General features: G+C 65.4%; 19 protein-coding genes. 13 read left to right on the top strand and 6 right to left on the bottom strand.

Annotated features, from left to right (window positions below; translation table 11 throughout):
* Nucleotides 1-47 precede the first annotated feature (47 nt).
* The 5 genes from AC1DCZ_RS01520 to AC1DCZ_RS01500 all read left to right on the top strand — a co-directional run bounded on the left by AC1DCZ_RS01520 (nt 48) and on the right by AC1DCZ_RS01500 (nt 4,790).
* Nucleotides 48-2,348 (top strand): carbon starvation CstA family protein, encoded by a 2,301-nt coding sequence (locus tag AC1DCZ_RS01520; RefSeq protein ID WP_476973100.1) that lies wholly within the window; start codon nt 48-50, stop codon nt 2,346-2,348.
* 25 nt (nt 2,349-2,373) lie between these two features.
* Nucleotides 2,374-2,565, top strand: a complete 192-nt coding sequence (locus AC1DCZ_RS01515) for a YbdD/YjiX family protein (protein WP_476973099.1) — start codon at nt 2,374-2,376, stop codon at nt 2,563-2,565.
* A gap of 148 nt (nt 2,566-2,713) precedes the next feature.
* Nucleotides 2,714-3,376, top strand: coding sequence for a bacterial proteasome activator family protein (locus AC1DCZ_RS01510; protein WP_476973098.1), 663 nt, complete (start codon nt 2,714-2,716; stop codon nt 3,374-3,376).
* Between the two features lie 6 nt (nt 3,377-3,382).
* On the top strand, nt 3,383-3,850 hold the full coding sequence (locus AC1DCZ_RS01505; protein ID WP_476973097.1) for a hypothetical protein: 468 nt from the start codon (nt 3,383-3,385) through the stop codon (nt 3,848-3,850).
* 94 nt (nt 3,851-3,944) lie between these two features.
* A complete protein-coding gene (locus tag AC1DCZ_RS01500) occupies nt 3,945-4,790 on the top strand; it encodes an aldo/keto reductase (protein WP_476973096.1) in 846 nt (281 codons plus the stop codon).
* Nucleotides 4,791-4,907: 117 nt separating this feature from the next.
* Here the strand turns inward: AC1DCZ_RS01500 and AC1DCZ_RS01495 are convergent, their stop codons facing one another.
* Both AC1DCZ_RS01495 and AC1DCZ_RS01490 read right to left on the bottom strand, forming a co-directional pair.
* Nucleotides 4,908-5,135 carry a hypothetical protein gene (locus AC1DCZ_RS01495; RefSeq protein WP_476973095.1) on the bottom strand — a complete coding sequence of 76 codons (228 nt, stop codon included), beginning with the start codon at nt 5,133-5,135 and terminating at the stop codon, nt 4,908-4,910.
* 36 nt (nt 5,136-5,171) lie between these two features.
* Nucleotides 5,172-6,104 carry a hypothetical protein gene (locus AC1DCZ_RS01490; protein ID WP_476973094.1) on the bottom strand — a complete coding sequence of 311 codons (933 nt, stop codon included), beginning with the start codon at nt 6,102-6,104 and terminating at the stop codon, nt 5,172-5,174.
* A gap of 70 nt (nt 6,105-6,174) precedes the next feature.
* On the opposite strand from AC1DCZ_RS01490, the gene AC1DCZ_RS01485 reads away from it, so the two are divergent.
* The gene (locus AC1DCZ_RS01485) at nt 6,175-6,651 is read left to right on the top strand and encodes a hypothetical protein (protein ID WP_476894252.1); all 477 of its coding nucleotides are present in this window, start codon (nt 6,175-6,177) and stop codon (nt 6,649-6,651) included.
* Nucleotides 6,652-6,739: 88 nt separating this feature from the next.
* On the opposite strand, the gene AC1DCZ_RS01480 is transcribed toward AC1DCZ_RS01485, so the two are convergent.
* A complete protein-coding gene (locus AC1DCZ_RS01480) occupies nt 6,740-8,059 on the bottom strand; it encodes an MFS transporter (RefSeq protein ID WP_476973093.1) in 1,320 nt (439 codons plus the stop codon).
* A 254-nt stretch (nt 8,060-8,313) separates the two neighbouring features.
* Between AC1DCZ_RS01480 and AC1DCZ_RS01475 the strand changes: the two genes are divergently transcribed.
* The 3 genes from AC1DCZ_RS01475 (at nt 8,314) to AC1DCZ_RS01465 (ending at nt 10,560) form a co-directional block, all read left to right on the top strand.
* Nucleotides 8,314-8,811: a DUF805 domain-containing protein gene (locus AC1DCZ_RS01475; RefSeq protein ID WP_476973092.1), complete on the top strand. Its 498-nt coding sequence runs from the start codon at nt 8,314-8,316 to the stop codon at nt 8,809-8,811.
* A 301-nt stretch (nt 8,812-9,112) separates the two neighbouring features.
* On the top strand, nt 9,113-9,313 hold the full coding sequence (locus AC1DCZ_RS01470) for a helix-turn-helix transcriptional regulator (RefSeq protein ID WP_476973091.1): 201 nt from the start codon (nt 9,113-9,115) through the stop codon (nt 9,311-9,313).
* On the top strand, nt 9,313-10,560 hold the full coding sequence (locus AC1DCZ_RS01465; RefSeq protein WP_476973090.1) for a tyrosine-type recombinase/integrase: 1,248 nt from the start codon (nt 9,313-9,315) through the stop codon (nt 10,558-10,560). Before AC1DCZ_RS01470 ends, AC1DCZ_RS01465 begins: the two co-directional genes overlap by 1 nt.
* Before the next feature lie 164 nt (nt 10,561-10,724).
* Here AC1DCZ_RS01465 and AC1DCZ_RS01460 read toward each other — a convergent pair whose 3' ends face one another.
* The 3 genes from AC1DCZ_RS01460 to AC1DCZ_RS01450 form a co-directional block, all read right to left on the bottom strand.
* Nucleotides 10,725-12,890, bottom strand: a complete 2,166-nt coding sequence (locus AC1DCZ_RS01460; protein ID WP_476973089.1) for an exonuclease domain-containing protein — start codon at nt 12,888-12,890, stop codon at nt 10,725-10,727.
* Between the two features lie 87 nt (nt 12,891-12,977).
* Nucleotides 12,978-13,256 (bottom strand): hypothetical protein, encoded by a 279-nt coding sequence (locus AC1DCZ_RS01455; protein WP_476973088.1) that lies wholly within the window; start codon nt 13,254-13,256, stop codon nt 12,978-12,980.
* A 327-nt stretch (nt 13,257-13,583) separates the two neighbouring features.
* Complete coding sequence (locus AC1DCZ_RS01450; protein ID WP_476973087.1) at nt 13,584-14,432, bottom strand: AAA family ATPase; 849 nt, start codon at nt 14,430-14,432, stop codon at nt 13,584-13,586.
* 215 nt (nt 14,433-14,647) lie between these two features.
* Here AC1DCZ_RS01450 and AC1DCZ_RS01445 point away from each other — a divergent pair, with 215 nt between their 5' ends.
* The 4 genes from AC1DCZ_RS01445 (at nt 14,648) to AC1DCZ_RS01430 (ending at nt 18,260) form a co-directional block, all read left to right on the top strand.
* Nucleotides 14,648-14,830, top strand: a complete 183-nt coding sequence (locus AC1DCZ_RS01445; RefSeq protein WP_476973086.1) for a hypothetical protein — start codon at nt 14,648-14,650, stop codon at nt 14,828-14,830.
* 850 nt (nt 14,831-15,680) lie between these two features.
* Nucleotides 15,681-16,304 (top strand): hypothetical protein, encoded by a 624-nt coding sequence (locus AC1DCZ_RS01440; RefSeq protein WP_476973085.1) that lies wholly within the window; start codon nt 15,681-15,683, stop codon nt 16,302-16,304.
* A gap of 773 nt (nt 16,305-17,077) precedes the next feature.
* Nucleotides 17,078-17,776, top strand: coding sequence for a hypothetical protein (locus AC1DCZ_RS01435; protein ID WP_476973084.1), 699 nt, complete (start codon nt 17,078-17,080; stop codon nt 17,774-17,776).
* Between the two features lie 235 nt (nt 17,777-18,011).
* Nucleotides 18,012-18,260, top strand: a complete 249-nt coding sequence (locus AC1DCZ_RS01430) for a hypothetical protein (protein WP_476973083.1) — start codon at nt 18,012-18,014, stop codon at nt 18,258-18,260.
* Nucleotides 18,261-18,383 lie beyond the last annotated feature (123 nt).

Below are 18,383 nucleotides of genomic sequence, written 5' to 3'. Positions count from 1 at the left end.
AGTTCTGTATCGGCAGGTTGCCCAGCAGGGTTTCTCAAGGAGGAGACATGGGCACAATGCCAGATGGCACGCCAAACACGACACAACTCGACGACGGCCTCACCCCGGACCCGGCGCTTCCGGCCACCTCCGTGGACCAACCCGTCCAGGAAGCAGCAGAGCGCATGTGGACGCCCGGCAAGATTGCGCTGTGGGCCGCCATCGCGCTGCTGGGCGGCGTCGCCTGGTTCATGCTCGCCGTCATCCGCGGCGAGACCGTCAACGCCATCTGGTTTGTGTTCGCGTCGGTCTGCACGTACTTGATCGGCTACCGCTTCTACTCCAAGGTCATCGAGCGGTACCTGCTCAAGCCGAATGACCGCCGTGCCACTCCGGCCGAGTACAAGGCTGACGGCAAGGACTACGTCCGCACGGACCGCAACGTCCTGTTCGGCCACCACTTCGCCGCGATCGCCGGCGCCGGACCGCTCGTGGGCCCCGTCATCGCAGCCCAGATGGGCTACCTCCCCGGCACCATCTGGATCATCATCGGCGTCGTCCTCGCAGGCGCGGTCCAGGATTACCTGGTCCTGTTCTTCTCCATGCGCCGCGGCGGCCGTTCCCTGGGCCAGATGGCCCGCGAAGAACTCGGCGTTATCGGCGGCACCGCAGCCCTCGTGGCCACCCTCCTCATCATGGTGATCATCGTTGCCATCCTGGCCCTCGTCGTCGTGAACGCCCTGGGCGAAAGCCCGTGGGGTGTGTTCTCGGTCGGCATGACCATCCCGATCGCCCTGTTCATGGGCGTGTACCTGCGCTACATCCGGCCCGGCAAGGTCATGGAAGTGTCAGTGATCGGGTTCGTGCTGCTCATGGCCGCAATCATCGGCGGTGGCGCCGTGGCCGGTACCGAATGGGGCGCCGCGTTCTTCCACCTCGACAAGGTCACCATTGCCTGGGGCCTCATCATCTACGGCTTCATCGCCGCCATCCTCCCCGTCTGGCTCCTGCTGGCCCCGCGCGATTACCTCTCCACGTTCATGAAGATCGGTGTGATCGTGATGCTGGCACTGGCCATCATCGTCGTCCGACCCGAAATCACGGTTCCGGCCTTCAGCGAGTTCGCCGGCCGGGACAACGGGCCCGTCTTCTCGGGCGCCCTGTTCCCGTTCCTGTTTGTCACGATCGCCTGCGGCGCGCTGTCCGGCTTCCACGCCCTGATCGCCTCGGGCACCACGCCGAAACTGATCGAGAAGGAACGCCAGACGCGACTGATCGGCTACGGCGGCATGCTGATGGAGTCCTTCGTAGCGATCATGGCCCTCGTGGCGGCAATCTCCATTGACCGCGGCATCTACTTCGCCATGAACGCCCCCGTGGCGCTGACCGGCGGAACAGTGGAAACAGCGGCGCAGTGGGTCAACAGCCTGGGCCTGTCCGGAGTGAACATCACGCCGGGCGAACTCGCGCAGACGGCCAAGGACGTGGGGGAGCAAAGCATCATCTCCCGCTCCGGCGGCGCGCCCACCCTGGCCGTCGGCCTTGCCCACATCATGCAGCAGTTCATCGGCGGCACCGCGATGATGGCTTTCTGGTACCACTTCGCCATCATGTTCGAGGCACTCTTCATCCTGACCGCCGTCGACGCCGGCACCCGGGTTGCGCGGTTCATGCTGCAGGATTCCATCGGCAACTTCGTCCCCAAGTTCAAGGAACACTCGTGGCGTGCCGGTGCCTGGATCTGCACGGCGGTCATGGTGGTTGCCTGGGGCGCGGTGCTCCTGATGGGTGTCACCGACCCGCTTGGCGGCATCAACACGCTGTTCCCCCTGTTCGGCATCGCCAACCAACTGCTGGCGGCTATCGCCCTTGCGGTCTGCCTGGCCATCGCGGCAAAGCGCAGCGCCCTGAAGTACGTCTGGATCGTCGCGGTGCCGCTGGCATTCGCTGCCGTGGTGACCATCACCGCCAGCTTCCAGAAGATCTTCTCCCCGGTTCCCGCGGTGGGGTACTTCGCGAACAACGCAGCCTTCGCCAAGGCCCTCGCGGACGGCAAGACCTCGTTCGGCACGGCCAAGACCCAGGCCGCCATGGAAGCCGTGGTGCGCAACACCATGGTCCAGGGCTGGCTGTCGGTGATCTTCGTGGTGCTAAGCATCATCGTCATCATCACCGCGGTGGTGGCAACTGTCAGGGCAGTCCGCAATACCGCCGCCGGAATCGCCAACGCGGAACACGAGGACCGGCCGCAGCCGTCCCGGGTCTTTGCGCCGGCCGGAATCATTCCCACCGCCGCCGAGCGTGAGCTCATGGCGGAATGGAACAAGCTGCCGGCAGCGCAGCGGCTTGAAAAGTCCGGGCACCATTGATGAATCCACTGATGCGGGGACAAAAATGAACCCCGTCGTGGCAGGGCTCCGCAGTTTTGTCGGCTACCTTAGCGGTGTCCTCGGTGCCGATGCGTACAAGAAGTACCTGGAGCACCATGAGGCATCCGGGCATGCGGGTCTTCCCTTGACGGAGCGCGAGTTCTGGCGGGACCGGAACGACCGCCAGGACAGCAACCCGCAGGGGCGGTGCTGCTGAGCCGCTCTGGCGACAGCAAGGACAGGCGGAGGGCGTCGCGGGGCACGAAAGTGTCCTGCGGCGCCCTCCGCTGTCGATGGGCCGTTGCGATGCCGCGGCAGCTGAGGCAGGCCCGGTGCCCGGTCCCCGCTCATGAGAGTATGAAGCCATGAGCGATCAGAACGACACTCAGTCCGCTGAAGATGTGCCCGTTGAAGGGACCACGCTGGATGACGGCCCGCCCCTGGCAGGCGAGGCGCAGACGACGCGGGCCGACGGTCCGGGCCAGGCAGCCGGGGGAGTGCCGTCCAGGCCCAAAGGCAGCCAGCTCCAGGACCTCGTGGACCAGCCGGCCAAGGTCATGCGGATCGGCACCATGATCAAGCAGCTGCTTGATGAAGTGAAGTCGGCGCCGCTGGATGATGCGGCCCGTGTCCGGCTGGCCGAAATCCATGAACGCTCCATCAAGGAGCTGGAAGACGGACTCGCTCCCGAGCTCGTCGCCGAGCTCGAACGGCTCAACCTTCCATTCTCCGAAGACGCCACCCCGTCGGACGCTGAACTGCGGATCGCCCAGGCGCAGCTGGTCGGCTGGCTCGAGGGCCTCTTCCATGGCATCCAGACCGCCATCGCGGCGCAGCATGCGGCGAGGGAACACGCCTATGGGCAGATGCAGCTCCGCCAGCTGCCGCCCGGAACGGTGATCGCGCCCGGCGTCATCATTGGGGAGAACGGGGAACCGGTCCGTGCGGCCGCGCCGAAACCCGGAACGCACCCGTTACAGCCGCCCGAGCCGGCTGATCCGGACCACGGGCCCGGCCAGTACCTTTAGGCATCCTTGGGATTCTTCAGCACCGCCCGGCAGGGACGCAAAGATGACGCAGAGCTCGGCAAAGGCCTCTGGCGGCGGGCCAACGACCGCTTTAACCGGGGACTGGACCGCTATCACCAGGTCCTGGAAGGCGTGGAGGACGATGTCCTGTATGGCGAGCTCGTGGACGTCGCCAACGAACTTTCCGCCCTGTCCGCGAGGGTCCGGGAGATCTGCGTGGAGGCCCAGCGGCGCTCACCCAGCGACGGCCTGGACATCCCCGGAGCGCTGTCCGGTGTCCACCGCTCCCTGTCCACGGCGGGCAATTCCGTCGCGACGACGGCGGAAGCGGCGGCGATGCTCCGACTCGCCGTCGGGCCGGTTCCGGCGGGTGCGGCATCGGTGCGGCGGCGCGCAGAATCCGTGCTGCAACACGTCAACGACGCCGAACGCCGGCTGGCGGAGGCTGCTCCGGGGGACCGGACGCACGGGTGAGCTATGCACCCGTGCTGCGTATTCCCGGTTAAGCGCCTAGCTTAGCTTCGCCCGGGCGCTGGCCGGGCGGCCGCGAAGTTGGCAGGATAAAAGAATGACTTTTTCTCCTGAACTGACTTTCAATGACGGCAACACCATTCCCCAGCTCGGCTACGGGGTGTGGCAGGTTGAAGACGACGTGGCTGAAAAGGTGGTCGTCCAGGCGTTCGAGGCCGGCTTCCGCCACATCGACACCGCGAAGATCTACGGTAACGAAGCAGGCGTCGGCCGGGCCATTGGGCGCTCCGGTTTGAAGCCGGAGGACATCTTCATCACCACCAAGCTGTGGAACGCGGACCAGGGCTATGAGTCCACGCTGAAGGCGTTCGAGGACTCCATGGAGCGGCTCGGCCTCCAGACCCTGGACATGTACTTGATCCACTGGATGCAGCCGAAGCAGGACAAGTACGTCGACACCTGGAAGGCGCTTATCGAGCTGCAGAAGCAGGGGCGCGTGAAGACCATCGGCGTCTCGAACTTCACGAAGGAAGGCCTGCAGCGCCTGATCGATGAGACCGGCGTGGTGCCGGCCATCAACCAGGTCGAGCTGCACCCGTTCTTCAGCCAGGCGGCCCTGCGTGAATTCAATGCCTCCAAGGGCATCCTCACGCAGGCATGGTCGCCGCTGGGCCAGGGCGGGGAGCTCCTGGAGAGCCCGGTCATCGCCCAGATCGCTGCCAAGCACAGCGCCACCCCGGCCCAGGTTGTCATCGCGTGGCACCTGGCGATCGGGAACGTCGTCATCCCGAAGTCGGTGACCGAATCCCGGATCCGTGAGAACTACGCGGCCCTTGACGTCGCCCTCGACGAGACCGACATCCAAGCCATCAACGGCCTGGACCGCTCGGCGGAAGGCGCCGGACGCATCGGCCCGGACCCGGCAGTCTCCGACTTCGCCTAAACGGCACCGGGCGCACGAGCCGGATGTTCCCAGCAGGGCTTCACCCGCAAGGGTGGGGCCCTGCTGCCGTGTTCCGGGCGTTGCCCGGTCCTTACGGGATCACAGACCCTGCGTGGTTCAGGCGGCCGCCCGGCCTGCTTTCACCGGCACGGCGTCGATGACAGCCCAGCCGTCCGCGTCCGCGATGCGCCTGCTGGCAAACCGGTCGGCCGCGGCGGCATCATCGAAGAGTTCGGTACGGATCCGGCCGCAGTCGGGGTCCAGATAGGTGACTTCATAATATTGGGAGCCGTGGTTGCGGACACCTTGATATTGGGTGGCGTCGAAATCCTTGTTCTTCTCCATGATTCCAGTGTGCAACTGCCCTCTGACAGTAAGTCTTCATGACCGCGGCGTGTTGCCGAGCCGCAGCAGGCGTTCGCTGGCCAGCACTTCCTTCCGCCGTTCCTTCCCCGCTGCCCGGGCCGCCTGTTGCGCCTGGGCGGCGGCAAAGTCCACGTGCTTCCGCACAGACTTGAGCTCGTCCTCGGTGCGGGCCAGCTGCTCCCTGAGCGCGCCGGCCTCCTCGGCCAGCCTCGTGGCCTGCGCCGTTGCATCGGCCAGCTGCCGGTCGCAGCGGAGCGCTTCTTCGGCCGCGGCGCGGGCCGTTTCTTCGGCCGCTTGCAGGCCGGCCCTCGCCCGCTCCACAGCCGACGGCGCGGCCGGCCGCGGTTCATCCCGCACGGCCCGCAACCGCGGCTGCGCCGGCAATGAGCCGGGTGCCGGCACGGATTCCGTACCGGTTCCACCGCCAGGCACCGCCACGGCACCCGCCAGATCGACGACGTCGACCCCGTCCGCGGACAGCGTCCGGAGCAGGCAGCCGCTCCGCACGGCAGCCGCCGCCCCCTCATCCGCCGTGGCCGCCCGCAGGGTCTCCTCCACCTCCGTGGCGACTGCGCTGCTGATCTTGCGGCCCTGCTGCTCCGCCACTGCACAGACCGTCTTCACTGCCCTGGAAAGCAGCTGCCGCCGCTCCTGCCCCAGCGTGCGCAGTGCCGCCGCATCCAAGGAAGACTGCGCGGCGCGCATCGAGCCGCCCAGTTCGGCGAGCTCGGCGAGGGTTTCGGGCCGGTGCGCTGCCAGCATGTTCACTGCCCACGCGGCAAGGGAGGGCTTGGGAAGGGACCGCACTTCCGCGGCCAGGGACCGCTGTTCCGGGGCGGCGCCGGCCGCTGTCAGTTCCGTCGCCGCAGCGGCCCGGGCGGCCACAAAAGCGCTGTACGGCAAGGCATACAGCTGCGCCGCAATGCCCGGCAGTTCCTGCGCTCCCATGCAAGAATCATAAGAGCCCTGACCCATCCATGAGGCCGGTCGAGGGTACATCCACCCGAGGAGTGTTCACTTGATCGAAATAGGCGGCCTCCCGGCCCATATCCTGCTTGTCCACGCCGTGGTGGTGCTGGCCCCGATCGCCGGTCTCGGCGCGATCATCTACGCCGTGGCGCCACGCTGGCGATCATACTTGGCATGGCCGCTGGGTGTGCTGTCCCTTGGGATGGTCCCGGTCTCACTCCTGACGGCGCAGGCCGGCGAACAGTTGCAGAAGACCAGCCCGGCGTCGGCCTTGGTCCACGAGCACGCACAGCAGGGGGACGTGCTCAAGGTCGTGTCCGTGATCTTCTTCGCCGTCGTAGCGGCGATGCTGATCGTCACCCATCAACCCTTCGGCCGGCGCCTGGGATTCCTCGGCGGACTGCGGGAGAACAAGGGTGTCCGGGTCGTGCTCCTGGCCGCAGGGGTTGCCGCCGGTGGATTCTTCATCTATCAGAGCATCGTCACCGGCCACTCGGGTGCGGCCTCGGTCTGGGCCGGCCGCTAGTAAACACGATCGGCACGCGGCACGCGGCACGCCGCACACCGGGCAGGCGCCTGTCAGCCCGCCGGCGGCCGCCGGCGGGTGACGCCGGCTAGGACCGCACGCCCGTTCGCGCCTTCCTGAGGGTCAGGACGAGGAGAGCCAGGGCCGCAGCCTGCAGCACGGCCACCACAGTAATGAGCACCGGCCGGACGCTGTACAACGCCCCGTAGAGAGCGCCGCCGGCCAGCGCTCCGGCCCCCTCAAACGCCGCGAACCCTCCATAGGCTGTGCCCTGCCGTACTCCGGGCACCAGGTCCGCGATCAGGGCCTTGACCGTTGAATCCTGGATTCCGATGGCGGTGCCCCAAACCAGGACGCCGGCGAGGACAAGAGCCGTGTCCCGGGCCAGGGCGAGCACCGGCACTGCGGCGGTCAACACCGGCAGCGCCAGCAGCACGACGGCTCCCGAACGGTCGTACATGACGCCGCTTGCGAGGGCCCCCAGCGCGGCCGCGCCCATGGCGCCGGCATAGAGCAGCGGGATCACAGAGACCGGAACGGCCACGGCGGAGGTCAGATGATACGAGATGACACCGAAGGCCACCAGGCCCGCACTCCAGAAGAACGCCGCGACCGCAAACAGGGTGAAGACGCTGGAGAAGACCGACGACGGCCTGCCGCTCAGGGCGTAGCCCGGCGCTTCCGCGGCGGGGGAGTCCAAGACGTCTGCCGCAGCCGCTGGCGGTCCAGCGCCCACGCCCGGACCCTGGACCCGGCGCCGCAGCCAGAGAAGCAACAACAATGCCGCCCCTGCCGGAATGGCCAGCACGGCAAGCGCCGCAGGCAGGACGCCGGTGGCAGCAAGCACAGCTGAAACCAGCAACGGCCCGAGCAGCGCCCCGGCCAGGTCCAGGGACTTGTGGACGGCGAAGCCGCGCCCCCGGCCAACGGGCGTGGCGACGGCGGCCAGGAGGACAGTCTTCGCCGGGCTCCGGACGGCTTTGCCGACCCGGTCACCGATGATGAGCGAGGCGGCGAGGACCAGTCCGGCGGCCCCTGCCGCGGGTGCCACTGCGAGCAGGGGGACGCAGACGGTGGTGAGCACGTATCCGGCCACGGTGAAAGTCCAGTACTTTCCCGTGCGGTCCGCCCACGGCCCGAACACCACCCGCAGCCCCTGCGCCGCGGCCTCCGCGCCCCCCGTGACCAGGCCCACCACCAGGGCTGAGGCGCCGAGCTGGACCAGGAGGGGACCCGCCAACGGCCGCGCGCCGTCGGACACCATATCCGTCGCGAGGCTGACGAGGCCGAACCCGACCACCGGGCCCCAGGTCAGGCGCCGCCGGCTGCCGGGCAGGCCGGGCCCATCCGCACCCGGGACAGAGCCGTCCCGCGCACCCGACGGCAGCCTCGCAGCGGGCCTTTTCATGCCACAAGGCTGGTGGAGCAGCCAATGAATGGCAAGGGGCTTTTGGGCAGGCCATCCGGGTTCGGACGGGTCAAGCCCCGAGGGCCGCCGGGCAGGTCCCTTCGGACTCCAACGGCGACCCCGGCGGGTGCGCATGGCCCCGGGGGGGACCGCGTGGACACGGCGGCAAGAATTCACCCGTCAGACGGGCGCCCGGCCCCACGCGGACCCTAGGATGAGGCTCGTCATCACTTGCGAACAATCAGGAGATCTCTATGACTTATCCTCAACAGACCGCGCCCGTCGGGGCAGTCCCGCTCTGGGCGCCGTATTACGGGGCCCCGATCGGAGAGGCCGCGAGGCGTTTCTGGAAGAAGTACGCCACGTTCTCGGGCCGGGCCAGCAGGAGTGAATACTGGTGGTGGATGCTCATCTCGGTCGGCGTATCCATCATCCTGCAGATCATCATTGCTGCCGGCAACACCGGGTCCACCACCTCGGCTACCGGCGTAGTGACTGCCACCCCGGGCCCGATAGCCTTCATCGGCTTCATCCTGGCCTTGGTGTGGGGCCTGGCGGCGATCGTTCCGTCACTCGCCCTGACGGCGCGCCGCCTCCACGACGTCAACATGAGCGCGTGGATGATCCTCATCGCGCTCGTACCGTTCCTGGGTGGCCTGGCGTTGTTGGTCATGACCATCTTGCCGTCGAACCCCCAAGGCCAGCGGTTCGACCGGCCCGAAGGCGGCCCCGCCTACGGCGGCAAGGCCTAGGCTGGCAGGAGCGGGCCGGCACCAGGCAGCGCAATAAAAGAACCCCCGGAAATCGTTGATTTCCGGGGGTTCTGCTCGAGCTTCCTGCCAGAATCGAACTGGCGACCTTCTCATTACGAGTGAGCGGTTCCTGCGTACTCCTGCGGGACCCCGCGGCTTCCTCAAACCGCTAAATTCAGCCAGTCCCGGTGGGTGCGGAACTCCCGGACATTCACGCAGGTCACTTTTGAAAGTGTGCCCCAAAGTGTGCCCTCGCCGAAGTGACACCCGTGGGCCGAGTTGCCGCACAGAGATATTCGTGATGACAACGAATTCTGAATCAACGACCTGGCTGACCCGAAAAGAAGCTGCGCTGCACATGCGCCTGAGCCCCGCTACTCTTGCCAACTGGGCGAGCCTTGACTATGGACCCACGTTCACGCGCATCGGGCGTGGGCGGGTGCTGTACCGAATGGCTGACGTCGAAGGCTGGATGGCACTCCAAGCGGGGCAGGTCGTCTGATGGCGCGTTCAAAAACTCCAACATGGCAACCTCTCAAGATTTCCACCACGATGGATGAGGCAACAGGCGTCTGGACGGCCCGAAGCCGGTACTACGACGCCCAGGCACGTAGACACGACATCAAGCGATCCGGAAGAACTGCGGGTGGAGCGAAACTTGCCCTGCAGACAGCCATCAGGCTGGCGGAGCAAGAGGCACATCGGGCTAAGGAGGAACAAGAGGCTGAAGCGGTCGTCGCGCTTACAGTCGGCGAACTCGCTGAATCCTGGCTGGAGGCCCGGAGACCGGCACCCCTTAGATACGACGCTGCTACCCAGGCCGGAACAACTCCCACCCTGGGCCTTAGGGTGCAGACGTGGGAGAAGTACTCGGCCATCGTCCGCGACCATATTCTGCCGTCGCTCGGCAGTCTGAGCGTGGAAGAGTTGTCGACACCGGACTGCGAGAAGGCCGTCCATGGCTTGTATGACAAAAGCGCAGGCACGGGGTACCGGACTGCTGCGGCCGCCAGGCAAGTCCTTCAGCAGGTATTTGACTATGCCACTCGGCAGGGGCACCGCCCGGACAACCCCGTACGCTCCGTTACGAAGGTGCCGAAGCTCCGCAAGGACCCGACTCGGATGTCGCCGGAGACCGTCAGGGGGGTGCACGAGGCGGTCCGCTCACATCACGTCGAGCCCGGGAAGGGTGGTCCGAAGCCGACCAGCAGGCTGTCGGACATCGTTCTTCTTCTTGCTGCGACAGGTATGAGAATTGGTGAACTTTTGGCATTGCGTTGGCAAGACGTCAACGTCAGGAGCGTGCCGATGACGGTGACAGTGAGCGGCACGCTGGTCGAGCAAAAATCGTTCTTCCGGCAGGGCTATCCGAAATCTTCGAAGAGTCATCGGTCGATTCCGTTGACCGAGGACTGGATTACCAGCATGATCTTGCGCCGGCTCGAGAATTCCCAATCCACACCAACGGGCGCGGTCTTTGCCACAAGGAACGGAACGTTCATGCGGCCGTCCAATTTTCGAACAAGCCTCAAGAAAGCCCTTGGGAGCGCCGACAACTTTGGGGGCATCACGCCTCACTCGTTTCGACGGACAGTCGCAAGTGCGGTTTCCGAAGAGTTCGGTGATGAGGCGGCCGCTCAACTGCTGGGACACGCCTCCCCTCAAACCACGCGTGACAGTTATATTCAGCGTCCGGATGTGGTTCCGGACTTCTCGGCTGGGTTGAGGAACTTGGGTCCCTTTGAGTGACCCAGCACTCGTTCTTTCCCACAACCACGGAAATGTGACGGTTCCGAGGGCGTGACAAAACATTGCGCTTCAGGCCCAAGGGGCGCTCCGGCGATGGGGGCTCACCAGACGAATGGACCGGTAGGATCGGGTTCAATTTCGCCCTAGAAGTGCGCTTAGGAATTTCAGTTTAGGAAATCGGCGTAGCCGGCCAACGGGCCAGGGTCGAGGTGCGTGCGGGCCCGCGTGACTGCCACGTAGGCGAGTCGCTTCTCCTCGGCCAGCTGGTCCTTGTCGCCTCCAAGGGCAACACGGGTGAGGATCTCTGCGAAGTCTGAGCAGATACGGACGGTATCCCACTCGAGCCCTTTTGCTTTGTGGGCGGTGGAGATGACTGTCCCGGCGCCGATCCCGCCGGACGCGTCGGTCACTGCCCGCTCGAGCGCGGTGGTGCCGTGCTGTTCGATGAGCTTGGCCCACGTCCGGAGTTCATGCGCGCTCGAGTCGTACTGGACGTGCTCCTGGACGTCGGTCCACGAGGTGAAGTGTCTGAGCATTGAATGGCTGGCGCGCCGGCCCGCCATCAGTTCCGCCGCGCCACGCAGGAGCCCGAGGATGGACTCGTGGTCGGATCTCAGCCTCGGATATTGCCCGGATTCCTGAAGGGTCATCAGCTCCCACACGGCTGCTGAATTTGTGCGGGTCAGCACCGCGTCCGGATGCTCACAGGGACCGACGAGCGTCGATCGGGACGGGTTGGGGCGGACGGGGTGCGGAGCGTTGAGGGAGCGAAGCCATTCATTGGCAATGGCCGCGGCTGCTTCGCCGAAACGCCAGGACGTGGTGAGCGGCAGCGTGTGGGCAGCGGGGATGGAAGCCAGGGCGTCCTTGCCGCCGGCGAATCCGTAGATGGACTGGTTGGGGTCTCCGACGAAGACCTTCTTCAGGTGGGTCTGCGCCTTGATGGCGTGCGAGACGGCGGGGCTGAGGTCCTGGGCCTCGTCGACGAACATGACGTCGCCAATGTGTCCGATGGCCGGTCCGTTCAGCAGCCAGGCCTTCAGGTAGTGGTCGTGCGTGATCGGCATGTCGGTGACGTTGTGGTCGCGGATGTTGGCCCAGTATTCTTCAGCCATCAGGAGGACGAGGGGCGTCAGGGCGGTCCGCAGGCTCCCGGATGCCTGGCCCGTACTGACGTGGCGGGCTAGTAGTTTGCGGCTGGGGCTGTGGCAGTAGTTGGCGACGGTGTTGACGGCCATCTTGGTAAGGTCGTAAGGGGTGACTTGGTTGGCAACCTTGGGGCCGGCGAACGCTTCGGCGAATCCGGGCTCGGTGGCACCCAGCCGGCGGGCCGTTACCGCGATAGGTTCGATGCCGAGACGAAGCCGGCTCAGCCATTGACCGTGGCCCTGCGAGGTCAGCTCCCGATGGGCGAAGGCGTGGATTGTGGTGGCCGTGACGTTGGAGGAGAAGCGGTCTTTGGCTTCAACGGCGGTTGCCTTGTTGAAGGTCAGGTACGTGATCTTGGCCTTAGTGGAGTTGGCCAGCAACTGCAAGGTTGTGGTCTTTCCGGTGCCGGCGCCTGCAAGGATCTTCAGGTCGCCGGTTCCGAAGAAAGCGTCGAGGATGTCCGCTTGTTCCTGGCTCGGTTTCCATGCCGGGCGAAAGCCGGCGCGGACGGTGGCGAGCCGGGCCGGCGCCGATGGAAGCAAGGCGGCAACCGCCGGGGCGGACAATAACCGTGCGGCCGCAGCGCGCCGCGGTGCCGGGCTCGAAGTGGGGACCTCGCCGGACCTGGCGATCTTGAGCAGTTCCCAGGCCAGGAGCGCGCCGACCCGGGCATCGGGCAGGGCTCGGTGCGATCCAGCCTGCCGGATCTTGAAGTGCTGGGCGAGTGAAGCCAGCTTGTGGTTGGTCGCGGTGACGACCAGGCGCCGGGCGGCAGAGTAGGTGCAGAACCCCTGCAGCTCGCCCGGATCGATGAGCGCGCGCCCGAACTCGAAGCCCAGGAACCGGTTCTCGAACGGAAGATTGTGCGCGACGACGACACGGTCCCCGATGAAGTTCAGGAGCTGGTGCAGGACGGCTGCGATCGGCGGGGCCGACTCGACCTCGTGCTGTCGGATCCCGTGCACGAACTCGGCTCCGTGCACGTAGCCGCTGCCGGGGTAGGCCAGGCTCGTGAACTCGCGGGTCAGCTTGCCGCTGGAGTTGATCCGGACCGCCGCGACTTCAATGATTCTGCTGGACGGCGTGCTGATGCCGGTCGTTTCCAGGTCGACGCAGACGAACTCGCGCTTCCCGTGGAGCAGGGCCTCGACGTCCTCGATGCGCACACTCTTACAAAACATCCGGCCCCCGGTCTTCTCTGCCCTCCTCAGGGTAGTGTCCGGGAGCCCTGCCGGCGGGATTTAGGCGTCAGTGTTGCGCCGCGCGGATCACCAGTCGATGCGCAGCCGGGACGGGAGCTTCGCGTCCCCGCAGTTGCCGATCGCAGCTCCCAGGGGACGGCCCGTGATCAGATGGGGTTTGGCCGGCGCCGGGTGCGGGACATCGGCGCCGTGCCGATCCATCGGGGAGCCGATCAGGCGCGTGTGGTCACCGGTCCGCAGCCAGTGCGGTGTGGCGGCGAGCAGCTTGGAGTTCTCAAGGATCGCCGTCGCATCGAACGTGTCCCCCGGCGTGAATTCGTAGTCGCCGAGCAGATCACGCGGCACCCACTTCTCCGCGCCGGAGGCGTCGTTGATGGCGAAGTCGGTCTTCAGGCTGAGGAACGACTCGCAGACAGGGGGATTTGGGGCTTCTTACAGACTTTGACTCGCTGTAGAAATCCCCGAATCGCCCCACGCGGCGGGAGGAACCCCGCAACCAGACGCCTTCGCCGTTGGCGACGACCTTCATCATGGTGCCCGTGGCGAACCGCTCGGGGCAGCTGGCCGGTTCATCACCGGTCGTGATGAAGCTCTCGGGGTTCAGTACGCTGTCTGCGCTCATGAGCATCATGTGTACGGGGGGCGGTCCCCGTTATCGGCTGCTCTTCAGCTTCACATCAGCCGGACGAGGGTGGTCGCATGTTCCATGAACTCAACCTCCTCGTAGAGACCGGCCCAGAGCCCCGGATCTTCGCCAATGTTGTCGGCCGTCAGGAAGGCCTCCTGCTCCGCCTGCGTGGAGGGGCCGAGCAGAAACCCAGAGCCGAGGAAAGTGCCGCTGCGGCTGAGTGACTCGCCGGTCACGATGACCCGGATGTCCATAGCCTGGGACGAACCTCTGATGAGATCCCGGACCAGTTGGTCCGGGCCAGTGCACGACCTGATGTCCCCTCTGCCGTTCCATTCCCAATTCCGGCACACCAAGTCGAAGTCATCGACGACCAGCACCCGGCGCGGGGGCCTCCGGTCGGCAGGAAGCGCGGCGACCAGGGCATCTGTGTCTGTCCGCCGGATGCTGTGTGCGAGGCCGCGCCGCTCCTTGTCGGACACTGATGCATCCAGATGTGCCCTGCCTTCGGCTTCTGTCGCCCTCATGTCCTTGACCAATGTTCGGATGAGCTCCACGGAGGAGTCGATCCCGTCCCCGTGCCCGGCCGCCGCGGGGACCTGCAGGCGTCCTGAACCGGAACAGACGTAGACTTCCGCGTGGTCCAGTGCCTGGCTGGCCAGTGATGTCAGGAGGGTCGTCTTGCCGGACGCCGCGGGGCCCTGGACGTCAAGGGAGCGCCGGCGGCGGGGCCGGCTGGGCCAAGCGACCTCATGTCCGTCGTGGTCAAGGCCGAGTACCAAACGCAGTGGCCGCTCAGGGTTCGCGTGGGTTGCGAGGGCGGTGGTGTAGAGGGTTCCTTCATGGGATGCGCGGGCGCGGGCTGCCATTTTCGCTGCACGGTTCTTGACCATCGGTCTGCCTTTCGACACGGTGCCGCCCTGTGCCCGCCACCTGTGGAATGCAGGAATGGAGAGTGCCCGGGATTCGGAGAACCTTTTCCTCGTCGCAGCCGCGGCGCACAGGGCCAGGTGACTGCTCGGATCCGCCACCGGAAACGGCGGTGACGCCACGATACCAGACGGGGCCGAAGCAGCCGGGAAGGGGCTACAGCGCGTCTACGACGGGCATGCCCGAGAAGACGAAGAACCCGGCCCCCATCCGTCCCGAGCACGGCGAGCAGCTGACCGAAATCCTCCGCGACCGCAGAGTCGACATCCGCCTCTTGCCTCCCGACGAGGCTGCCGCGCACCGCGACAGCGGGTTTGGCGGTTCCTGTCAGCCCTGCTGTCTTGATGTGTCCACCACCTGAAAATCCTTGTCGACGCCGGTCTGCTGCACCGCGAGAAACGCGGAACCTGGGCCTACTTCTCGCTGGTCCCCGGCGCCCTGGGGCGCACCGCAGGACTGCCTGATCGGCGGGGCCACGTGTACCCGCTGCTCGGATCCGTCGTCGTCTAGGAGTTGCGGGGGTCGACTCACTTCGGTGGTGCGGCCCTTTCGCCTTTCGCGTGGGAAACAGGCTTGCGGGGGATGCTCAAATTTCCGATTGCAAGCGTCCGAATTACTCGAGACGGCCGATTCGGGTCGGGGAGTTCGATGGTTTTGGGAAGACCCCAGAAATTCAAAATGGCCCCCATTTGGGAGCCATGTGATAACCCTCGTCTCTGGAGGCCGGTATCGTTCCTCAGGTTATCACATGAGGACAAATCCACGGTCTCTCACGCGTCTCTCAGAAATGCCCTGCTCCACCTGGAAAACCCTGCAAACGAGGGTCAAACTACCGGTGGTCGGGTGGAAAAACGGCCCCGGATCCCAATGCTGGTGCGGAATTAGGTCTTCGCTGGACCCTCACTCGACCAAAACCACCTCGGGAGGTACGTGCTTACTAAGAGGGAAAGTACTCTCTTACTAAGAGGGGGAGGGGTCTCCAGGGAAGAGAACTAGGGGCCCCTTATATATATCTCTATTTAAGGTCGTTTAAGTAGAGTAGTAGTAGGGGGCCCCTATATTCCCCGCCATTCCGGGGATTTTCCCACTCGACCAGCTGGTAGGTTTTCGGCCGATCGGTGGGGTCCGGCGGTAGGGCGGCGAATTCACCCCACGGAGCTCCTACCAGGGGCCTGCAGCTCCTTTTAGCGGCGGCCGCACACATACGTGGCATGACGACATCTCAAAACCGCCACCCCAAGGGCATCACCACCGGAGGGCAGTTCGCCCCCGACACCCACGCGGAGTCCACCCTCCTGCTCAACCCGGCCGCACGCGCCGTGACCCTCTCCCCCGGCGACAGCGATACCTTCACGGAACTTGCCGACGGCGAGGTCATCGAAGCTCTGGACGTGAGCCGGTCCGATGACGGTTCCGGCTACTGGGTCTCCCCGTCCAAGACGGTGAACATCAAAGACCTCATCACCGACTCGGACCCGCGCCTGCACGGGGAGTCCCTGGACGCGTGGCTGGATTCGAACAGCCCCGTCATCGACGACTTCCTCGCCGAGCGCTACGAAGCCAACATCTCCATCGAGGAGGGGTGGGACGAGGTCGGCGTCGAGTGCACCGCCCAACTCCCTGACGGAACCTTCACCGAAGACCAGGTCGTCGACGCAGCGTGGAACGGGACCAAGGCCGTCCAAGTCCACAACGAATCCGACCACGGCTCCTTCGGCCCCGAGAACCTGGGCCGGCTCATCATCGAGCGCGTCGAAGGGCGCCAACGTCCTGGAGGACCCGTCGCAGCACGCGGCGCCGGCCTGCACCTGGGCCCGGACGAGGGACCCGCATGACCTATGACCGGCACGGCAAACGCTTCCTCACCGATGTGGCCGCCGTCGCGATCGCCAAGGAGCTCAACGGCATCCGGATCCCGACGCGTCTTTGCCTACACGGCCATCGGCCGTGTAGGCAAAGCTCAGAGGAGATTCAAGTCGTGGCCTGCGAAAGGTGAGAGATCGTTGGACTTCCTCAATCACTCGTCTCTCAGTTATTGTTGTTTTACTGCCCTGATGGGCCTCTGGCACGACGGTGTCGCTAATTACCGCGAGGGTTCCTGCCGTGAACCCGTCCCCGGATCTTGCAGCCCTGATGGGCCTCTGGCACGACGGTGTCGCTAATTACCGCGAGGGGAGACGAAACCTCCGCGGACCCTGCAGCCCTGATGGGCCTCTGGCACGACGGTGTCGCTAATTACCGCGAGGGGAGACGAAACCTCCGCGGACCCTGCAGCCCTGGTGGGCCTGTGGCACGTGAGTGTCGCTTATCTACCGCGAGGGGAGACGAAACCTCCGCGGACGTTGCAGCCCTGGTGGGCCTCCTGCGGTCCTTGCCAAGAAATTCCTGGCGGAGGGCGGGCTCGCACTGTGTAGGACTAGTCCCTGGACTCCGCCTGCACAGTGCGGGCGGTTCGTTCCCAAAGTACTGAGATGATCAGCCGCTGACAGTTCGTGCAGCTCGGGACGCCGGCCTCTCCGTCACCAAACAGCCTTCCAGAGGCAGGGCTGGCTGTAGGACATAGTGGCGGCGGTGACGGTTTTGGCTGTCTCCGCACACATCTCATGACATGAACGACTTTGGAATTGACGCAGCGGCTTACCGATCCGGGCTTGATCCGGAAGAGGTCGCGTACGCACGATGGCTGGCGGGTCTATTCGACGGACTGGTGAGTCCAGACTCGAGGGTGGCCAACGAGCGCCAACTGCTGTTGCAGGTCCGGGCGAGGCCCCTCTTGTTCGCAGCCTTCGTGTCGGGCGTGGTCTCAGACTTGCTGAGGAGTCTGCCGGCTGAGGACCCATGGAGGCAAACAGCCCTGGTTCAGGGAACGGTACTGTCCGTGCGAGGGGATTTGTTCGGAACCGGGGTCGACGCCACAGACCTGATCGTCCCGAGTCACCCCGACCTCAGCTCCGACTCAAGACTGGCAGCGTTGGATTCCCCGCTTTCAAAGTCGGCGGCCTTGATGATTCACCTCTGCTCCCAGAGCTGGAGTACAGCGCGCGAGACCTTGACCGAGTCCATTCGCGGCGGCCTGACGGTCGAGGAGCTGTATTCGGACGGTTGCGCGGCGATCCGGTGGGCCATGCATCGACGCCGGACCTACACAGGGGCTGAAGACCCGTACAGCTCTGTTGTGACGAGTGCTTGGGTTCGGCGCGCCCGCAGTGTCGACAGAGGCCAGCCTTGGGACGAGGCCAGGCGTGCCCGCTTGGCTATGCAGGAGAAGGTGCCCGATGGACTCTACGAATGGTTCATTGCCCGATGACCGTATGCCTGCCTCGCTCGAGCCCTTCGAGGGTGGTGCCACATCACCGGACGCGACCAAAGGGCAAGATTGACCGTGTGCTGGCAACCTGGTGGGACGGTAGGGGCCGCTCAGAAAGCACAATGGATTCTTTGGCTCCGCGTCTGAACGCAGAGTATGACTTGTTGCCAAGGGTTCGCGACCGAGGAACCAGAAGAGCCCGGCAATTGTCACAGGACGTGGCTACGGTCGCATGATGATGCAGGAACTACTCAACGATGACGCGGGCCGCCATCTTGTCACCACGGCCACGGGCAGTGAATACCTGGTGGACCTGACGAACAGGACTGTGCGGCGCCGGATGGCCGCAACAACTCCGCTCGAGGGTTTCCTGGATGCCGGCTTTTCTCGGTTGCGCCGTGATGGTCAAGATCTTGAGCTGCTCATGCTCGAGTCATGTGCAGTTGGTTCGCCGGCCCGGGTAGTGCCCATTAGCGTGGTGTAACGGCCCGGCCCCGGGCGTGTTGTTCCCGAACGTGAGGCGGCCATCGCGTGATTCTTGGAAAGACCGACCAAAGTCTTCTCTCAAGGAGTATCCACGCGATGACCGCACCCCATATTATCGACC

It is taken from the genome of Arthrobacter sp. 10N418 (assembly GCF_056394725.1).
Note: the sequence above shows the minus strand (reverse complement) of the source record. Positions and strands in the feature narration are given on the sequence as shown.

Excerpts from the sequence above, each read along its gene's own strand:
- AC1DCZ_RS01520 (WP_476973100.1), top strand. The coding sequence starts at position 48 with ATGGGCACAATGCCAGATGGCACGCCAAACACGACACAACTCGACGAC.
- AC1DCZ_RS01515 (WP_476973099.1), top strand. The coding sequence starts at position 2,374 with ATGAACCCCGTCGTGGCAGGGCTCCGCAGTTTTGTCGGCTACCTTAGC.
- AC1DCZ_RS01510 (WP_476973098.1), top strand. The coding sequence starts at position 2,714 with ATGAGCGATCAGAACGACACTCAGTCCGCTGAAGATGTGCCCGTTGAA.
- AC1DCZ_RS01500 (WP_476973096.1), top strand. The coding sequence starts at position 3,945 with ATGACTTTTTCTCCTGAACTGACTTTCAATGACGGCAACACCATTCCC.
- AC1DCZ_RS01495 (WP_476973095.1), bottom strand. The coding sequence starts at position 5,135 with ATGGAGAAGAACAAGGATTTCGACGCCACCCAATATCAAGGTGTCCGC.
- AC1DCZ_RS01490 (WP_476973094.1), bottom strand. The coding sequence starts at position 6,104 with ATGGGAGCGCAGGAACTGCCGGGCATTGCGGCGCAGCTGTATGCCTTG.
- AC1DCZ_RS01480 (WP_476973093.1), bottom strand. The coding sequence starts at position 8,059 with ATGAAAAGGCCCGCTGCGAGGCTGCCGTCGGGTGCGCGGGACGGCTCT.
- AC1DCZ_RS01475 (WP_476973092.1), top strand. The coding sequence starts at position 8,314 with ATGACTTATCCTCAACAGACCGCGCCCGTCGGGGCAGTCCCGCTCTGG.
- AC1DCZ_RS01470 (WP_476973091.1), top strand. The coding sequence starts at position 9,113 with ATGACAACGAATTCTGAATCAACGACCTGGCTGACCCGAAAAGAAGCT.
- AC1DCZ_RS01465 (WP_476973090.1), top strand. The coding sequence starts at position 9,313 with ATGGCGCGTTCAAAAACTCCAACATGGCAACCTCTCAAGATTTCCACC.
- AC1DCZ_RS01460 (WP_476973089.1), bottom strand. The coding sequence starts at position 12,890 with ATGTTTTGTAAGAGTGTGCGCATCGAGGACGTCGAGGCCCTGCTCCAC.
- AC1DCZ_RS01450 (WP_476973087.1), bottom strand. The coding sequence starts at position 14,432 with ATGGTCAAGAACCGTGCAGCGAAAATGGCAGCCCGCGCCCGCGCATCC.
- AC1DCZ_RS01445 (WP_476973086.1), top strand. The coding sequence starts at position 14,648 with ATGCCCGAGAAGACGAAGAACCCGGCCCCCATCCGTCCCGAGCACGGC.
- AC1DCZ_RS01440 (WP_476973085.1), top strand. The coding sequence starts at position 15,681 with ATGACGACATCTCAAAACCGCCACCCCAAGGGCATCACCACCGGAGGG.
- AC1DCZ_RS01435 (WP_476973084.1), top strand. The coding sequence starts at position 17,078 with ATGAACGACTTTGGAATTGACGCAGCGGCTTACCGATCCGGGCTTGAT.
- AC1DCZ_RS01430 (WP_476973083.1), top strand. The coding sequence starts at position 18,012 with ATGATGCAGGAACTACTCAACGATGACGCGGGCCGCCATCTTGTCACC.